This is a genomic window from Thermoactinomyces sp. CICC 10523 (genome assembly GCF_016055105.1).
Classification (GTDB): Bacteria; Bacillota; Bacilli; order Thermoactinomycetales; family Thermoactinomycetaceae; genus Thermoactinomyces_A; species Thermoactinomyces_A daqus.
On record NZ_JAECVX010000020.1, the window covers coordinates 23226 to 30597 of the forward strand.

1 protein-coding gene is annotated in these 7372 nt (G+C 55.7%); it reads right to left on the reverse strand.

What is annotated here, in order from left to right; all coding sequences use genetic code 11:
• Positions 1-6 precede the first annotated feature (6 nt).
• Positions 7-7344 carry an SDR family NAD(P)-dependent oxidoreductase gene (locus I8U19_RS16495; RefSeq protein WP_232337311.1) on the reverse strand — a complete coding sequence of 2446 codons (7338 nt, stop codon included), beginning with the start codon at positions 7342-7344 and terminating at the stop codon, positions 7-9.
• Between the last annotated feature and the right edge of the window lie 28 nt (positions 7345-7372).

The window sequence follows — 7372 nt, forward strand, 5'->3', positions numbered from 1 at the left end:
TCAGCCTCACCTCTTACCCCAAGTTTCAATCTGACTGCGTTGTGATTGGAGCAGTTGCATAAATTGCTCTTCCGACAACTCATTCCGTGCGATTTTTTCGGTCAGGCTCAGGCAGAATTCATAACTGACAGGCGGGCTTTCCCGTCTTTCTGCCTCATCCGCCTGCTGTTTACCTGCTCCGATAAAACGTTTCAGTTTATTTTGATTCCCGTGAAGAACCAGCACCTGCGGATGGCCGGAAGCAAGCGCTTGATAGAACGCCTTTATGCCCGCTTCCGACTTCAGGGCCGACATGCCGATATCCTGCATCCAGCGGGCTTCCTGCTCTGATTCGATCCGCATCCCGCCGTCCTCCCACAGGGGCCAGTTGATGGAAAGTGTCCTTCCCCTGCGCTGATCGAGGGCGACCAAATGATGGCGGTACTGTGCATATTGATCGGCAAAGGCATTGGCCGCAGCGTAATCCGCCTGCCCGATGTTCCCTGTAACTCCGGCGAGGGAAGAAAAAATCACAAAGAAATCGAGATCATCTTCCCGGCTGGCTTCATCCAGATTCACCAGTCCCGTCACCTTGGGGGCAAGCACCCGGGCAAATTGCGACGGGGTTTTTTGAATGATGAATTGATCACTGGTTACACCGGCGGCATGAATGATTCCGTCAAGGCCTCCGTACTCTTCCCTGATGTCTTCCAGACAGCGAACAACTTTATCCCGGTCAGTTACATCAAGCTGCCTGTAGACAACCCGGAATCCGTCTTTCTCCAACTCCCTGAAGGCTGCATGGCGTGCCGCATCCGGCTGTGAACGCCCTGCCAGGATCAGTGTCCCTCTGTTGATGTGCCGGGCGATTTCCCGGGCAAAAATGGAAGCAAGGCCTCCTGCTCCCCCGGTGATGAAGTAAACCCCGCCTTCCTTCCAGGGAACGGCTGCCGGCTCACGGGCGTATGGAACTTCCCTCCAGTCAGGAACACATCGCTCTCCATCCTGATAGGCAACTCGCAAAACCCGATTCTCGAGGCGATTTTCCTCCAGGATGCCAAGAATGTTATCAATCCCCCCGTTTCCTTCCAGTTCCAGGCATTGTCCGGTCACACGGGGGTTTTCCAGACGGGCCGTTTGCAACATGGCGCAAATCGCCCCGGCAAACGGATATTCCTTCCGGTTGAGGAGCAGAACCTGCACCGATACCGTCCCGGTCGGTTTCGCTTTCAGAATGCACTGAATGACAGCAAACACTTCAAGGGCAACATCGGCAAACTTCCCGTCAATGCCGTCCTCCCGTATAGTTGGATAATGGAAATGCACCCCCGGCAGACGATGTTCCATTTCCTGCGCCAGCTTCTCATCGGCCCCGCACACGATCACGTGTCGCTGCTCATGGGCGGAGGACAGGTCGGGGCGACCCACTGCTTTTTCCGCCTTCCAATAAGGGGAAAGCAGCAAGGGGCTTTGCCCGGAATCTGCGCCTTGAAAGCGCTCTGTACTTTGCACGGCTTTCATGGTCAGACCTTTCATCCGCAGACGCAGCGAGCCCTGCTCGTCGCAAAAATCGATATCCAGTTTTTGCAGGTTCGCGTTTGCTGTTTCCTTTGGTCTGCGGCGGACCAGAGCCCACATTCGCGGAGTGCAGTTTCCGTATATCTCCAGTTCATCCAAAGCAAATGGCAGGAACAAGACGGTGCGGTCTTCGGCAGAGACCAGTCCCAGGGAAGACTGGACAGCAGCATCGAGCAAACTCGGATGCAAATGGTATTGATCCGCCGTATCGGCCACACTATCGGGGAGGCTGATTTTCGCCAGCACTTGCCCCTGCCCTGCATAAATCTCTTCCAATCCCTGATAACCCGGTCCATAAACAATGCCCAGGGACTGAAAAGCGGCATAGCACGCAGCCGGTGTCAGCATTCGTTTCCCGCACAGAGCCCGCAAGGCCGGCAGATCCAGTTGCGGCGTTTGATCCCCGCCTTTTGCCGGAACGATCCTTCCTTGGCAATACACGGTTGGATCGGCATCTCCGTTTTCCGGCTGCTTATAAATTTCATAGGTGATCTCCCCGTTATTTCCCGGGAAAAGCCCGATGTGCACCCGGACAGTCGGCGCATCCAGCACCAACGGACGATTCCAACTCACATTTTTCAGGCGAAGCGCCGTTGCCCGTTCACCTGATTCCGTACGGCTTGACACCGCCATTGCTGCCGCCAGGGCCATTTCCAGAGACACCATCCCCGGAAGCACCCGCTTGCCCCGGACAACATGATCCCGGAGGAAAAATTCCCGGCCGTCAAAATTCGTCGCGAACTTCAAACCGTCAAGATCCGATACATTTTGATGCAGCAGTGGATGAAGGTGCGCAGACGGCACCTGAACCTGCGCGGGTACACCGGGCTTATGCTCCGTTATCCAGAAACTTTCCCGGACAAACGGATCAGCGGGCAAAGGGATGCGGGACGGTTTGTCTGTCCCGTAGAGTTGATTCCAATCCACGTCCGCCCCGTTGACCCAAGCCTCCAGCAATGGCCTGAATTTCCCTGCACGGATCCATTGCCTGATTCTTTCGGCAGAAACAGCCGGGCCTTCGCTGCGTGCTTTCACGCGCCCCCGCAGCAAACCGTCTCCCGGCTGATCCGCGCGGCCGAGAAAAGTCCGCAATTGATGTTTCAGTTCGGCGATCGAAGCCGCCGTAAAGGCAAGCCGCTCAGCCATCGCTTCCCGCCCGGTCTGCAACGTATAGGCGATACACGCCAGCTCCCCCGACGTGAACTGCTCTCTCTCAATCGCAGCCAATAAACGGTTTGCCTGTTGCCTCAGTGCTTCTTCCCTTTTGGCTGACAGCACGATCAGGGCCGGACGGTTATCGGTGATGGGCGATCCGGAGCGTTTTTGCTTTTTGGGGATATATTCCTCCACCACCAAATGGGCGTTGGCCCCGCCCGCACCAAAAGAGGAGATTCCGGCCCGTCTCGGGTATTCGCGAATCTTTCCGTCCCTTTCAATTGCAGGCCGTCTCCATTCGCCAAGCTCCTGCTGCACCACAAACGGCGTATTCCGGAAATCAATATTGACATTCGGTTCCCCGGCATGCAGGGAAGGAAGCAATTGACGATGTTTCAGCTGGAGCAACACTTTGATCAAACCAGCAATCCCGGCCGCACTCTCCGTGTGTCCAATATTGGATTTCACCGAGCCGATGGCGCAGAACTGGCGATCCGACGTATGCCGTTCAAACGCCGCAGTCAGACCCTTGATTTCAATCGGATCCCCCAGGGCCGTTCCCGTCCCGTGTGCCTCAATATAACTGATCGTGCGGGCATCAATCCCGGCCCTCTGCAACGCTTCCGCAATCACCTGTTCCTGTTGCCGGGGATTGGGCACCGTATAGCCGTTGGTTTTCCCGCCGGCGTTAAGCATACTCCCTTTGATCACTCCATAAATATGATCCCCATCCGCCTCGGCTTGGGACAAAGGCTTCAAAACAACCGCTCCGACTCCCTCCCCGTCGACAATCCCGTCCGCCTGTTTGCCGAAAGGCCGGCACTTGTCCCCGGGAGAGAGCATCATCATCGCCGACAATTTCCTATAATGATCCGGATGGACGATCAGATTGACTCCGCCGGCGATCGCGCACTCGCTCACCCCGCTGTAAATGCTCTCCAAAGCGAGGTGAATCGCCGTCAGGGATGAAGAACAGGCACTGTCCACGGCCAGGCTGGGCCCCTGAAAATTCAGAGCATAGGAAACCCGGTTGGCGATCGACCAGTAACTCGCTCCCGGTGGATAATGCCCGTTCATGACTCCGACGAATACCCCTACCCTGCGGCTGTGACTGAGATTTTCCGGAGTATAGCCTGCATCGGCAATGCTTTGATAGGCAATTTCCAGGAACAGCCTTTCCTGCGGGTCCATCCGCTTGGCCTCTGCCGGGGAAATGCGGAAGAAATAGGGGTCGAATTGGTCAATCCCGTCGAGAAAACCACCCCATTTGCTGTAGATATGGCCGGGTTTCCCCGGTTCCGCATCGTAATACTCCCGCCAATCCCAGCGTTTCTTCGGAATTTCGGTTATGCCGCTTTGTCCCGATTTTAGAAGTTCCCAGTATTCGTGCAGATCGTTCGCTTTGGGAAAACGGCCGGCCACCCCGATAATGGCCACATCGATCAGCATCCGGCTGTTCCGGTCCGATTTCCGCCTCGGGAACCGTAAACGCCGCGTTCTTTTTACATCCGTCTGATCGGGGGTGCGCCCGGCAGCATTCACCTGAGCATGTGCGGCGCCATCCCTTTTCTCTCCTCCGCTTCCGGCTACGAGCGTTTTCACTGTCTCCGGCTGCGTTTTCAGCAAAAAGTCGGCCACTTCGTCGAGAGTTTGGCACTCAAACAACAATGTGCCGGAAATCTGCTCAAAAACGTTGCGCAAGGCATTGGTCATCTGTGTGGCCAAAATGGAGTCGAACCCGTACCGCTCCAAGGGTTCGGCGCTGTCGATCTGCTCAATCGGAAGCTTCAGAATCCCACCGACGATCTTCTTCAAATAAACCGTTATTCCGGAGCGAACGGCATCCTCATCTGTTTCAGCATTTTCCGATGCAACCGGGGCAGGCATGATTTCACTTATCTCCGTCTCCGGAAGCAAAGACTGGTGATTTTCCCGTACCCGCTGCCGGACAACTCCGTTGCTTTCTGCAAGGATGAGATGCTGCGGGCCGTTTGGGAAAACCGGAACCAAGGCCGGGCGAAATCCTTCATATCTCAAGACGGTCTGCCACTGTTCCGCCGTTAACAAGGGAGACCCCGGGATTCGCAACGCTTCATCCTCAAACAGCCACCAACCTTCCAGCAACCCGAAAGTCAGGTGATTCAGCAAGGTTTTGCTGGTGGTTTCATTTAACAGAAGGAGGCCGTTCCGTTTCAACGCAGCCTTGGCATTCCGCAAAGTTTCGCGCAAATCCCGGGTGGCGTGGAGAACATTGCTCGCAATGACGATATCGTATCCGCCGGCCTCTATTCCCTGTCCGGCAACCGGTTCGGTGACATCGAACAATTTACAGGTAAGATTGGGGTTCTGGGAGCCGAATTCTTTTTCGGCAAACAATAAAAACGCCCGGGAAATATCCGTGTAGCAGTATTCCTTAATCTGCTCCCGGAAAGGCTTGAGTTTCTTCAGCACTGCCGAGCTGGCGCCTCCCGTCCCTGCTCCAATTTCCAGAATTCTGACAGGGACTCCGGGTTCCCGAAGTTTCCTCTGCTCAAGATAGGCGGCCACCATTGCGGCGAGCTTCTCATTGTAATAATCGGCCACGGCATTTTGCTTATAGATGCCTTCCACCCGTTCCATGGAAGAATCGGGAAACAGGATCTCCGTCGCTGCTTTTTTCCCGGTGAGAATCGCCGGCAGCTCCCGCAGAACCGCCTCGGCCAAACTCAAATGTGGACGGATATTCTCATCCTCGATCCATTCCTGTCTCCGGGCATCCCACTCCCGCCAGACTGCCTCTGCATCAACCGGTGCCGTCTCAAGCAACGTGTAATTTTGTCCATCCCGCTTCAGATAATGATGCTGCTCCAGGATCGCTGCGGTTTCTGCCAGCCACCGGCCATACCCTTTGTGAAGCGATTCGCTGAGGCGGGTCAGGTTTCCGCTCTGTTCCCGGAACAAGCCTGTCGATTGCAGCTGGCTCCAGAGCAGCTTGATCAGCAACGAAGTCAGTTGTTCCATTTTGTTTGCGATTGCCGCCATCACCTGATCCATTCGCTGATCCTCTCGTGGGCGCTCCTTGACCAGAAGGTCGAGATAAGAGCGGATGGTGGCAGGATAGACGGATATTTTTTGGGACGGATTCATTTCTTGCTCAGTCAAAGGGCGAATCGTGTTGATGAAAGCGAGCTGCGAGACGGGGTTGGATAACAGAATCTCCAATGCTTCCATCGCCTCCGGCGCTTCGACCGACCCGATCCCTGCTTCCGCCATTCGCCGGTGATATTCTTTGGCAGCAACCACTCCGACGCTGCCCCAGTACCCCCAGTTCATCACTTTTACCGGACAAGTCCATTCCCGGGCCAGCGCCAGGGCAAACGCATCCTCGAAAGTGCTTCCGGCTGCATAATTGCTCTGCCCGGCCGCCTTGGCAAAGGATTGAACCGAAGAGAAGAAAAGGACAAAATCCAGCGGTTCCGATGCGAACACCTGAGCCAGCCTCACACTCACATTCACCTTGGCCTCCAAGGAAGCCCTGAACCGTACTTCATCCATGTGCTCAATGGATTGATCGAGCAACACAATGGCTGAATGGACCACACCGCGAACCGGTCCGACCTTTTCCCTGATTTCGCGATGAGCCCGTTCCAGGGCCCGCCTGTCGGTGGCGTCGGCGGAAATGTATAGGGGAGCCGGTCCATATGCAGAAAGACGGTCGATCTTGTCCGTAATCTCCCGATTCTTTTCCCGTCTGCCAATCCAAACGATCTTCGCGCGGTAATTGCGGATCAGATATTCACTCCAAACCTCGCCGATTCCGCCGGCTCCTCCGATCACGACATAAACTCCGCCGGTTCTGTAGGGAACTTGCTGTTTTTGTACATCTTTCATCTGAAGCAACTGCTGGCGGTACCATTCTCCGCCGCGACATGCGAGCACTTCCCCTTGCAGATGGCGGATTCGGGCAAAAGCCCAGCGGATGTCCTCCGTCTTTTCCAGATCGATGAGGCGGATCGGCCAATGCGGATATTCCTTGGCCAGCGACCCGGCAAACCCATGGAGGGCAGACTGTGCGGGCTGTATCTTTTCATCGGGATGAATCTGCTGCGCCTGTGTGGTAATCAGCGTCCAACCCAGCTCTTTCTGCCCGTAGCCCAGATGGAGAAATGCTTTGGTCAACCGGAACAGCTTGATCACCATCTGCTCTTGTGCCTCAATCAACCTTTCTTCCGTCATCGACCGGACGGAACCATCCGGTGCGATCCAGATCAAATGGTCAACGTGGCCCAGTTGCCGGATTTTCCCGGAAATGACCTCGATTGAGTCCCCATCGTCAATCTCCAGCACCCGTACCCCGGGATATTGTCGGGCAACGGCTTCTCTCTCCGCCTCCGTTCCCCCTGCCAGCACGATGTTTTGTCCCGGCAGCGGGAACTTTTCTTCCGTTGTTTGCGGGATGACCTCCCATACGGGTTTCAGCAACAGATTGCCTGTGGTTGCGGCATGCTCCTCTGCAGTTGCTTCGATCGACGCTGTATCCGGTTTTGCCTCCCGTGTAACCAGCCCCCGTATTCGCAGGCAAATCCGGCCGGTTTCGTCGCACAGATCGACGGACAACTTCCCGCCGGTTTCCTGATGAACCCGTGCCCACATCGCCGGGCCGGTTTTGCCGTAGATCTCC

What these genes read in the sequence shown, in the direction of transcription:
- I8U19_RS16495 (WP_232337311.1), bottom strand. Translation starts at nt 7,344, where the DNA reads ATGTGGGCACGGGTTCATCAGGAAACCGGCGGGAAGTTGTCCGTCGAT.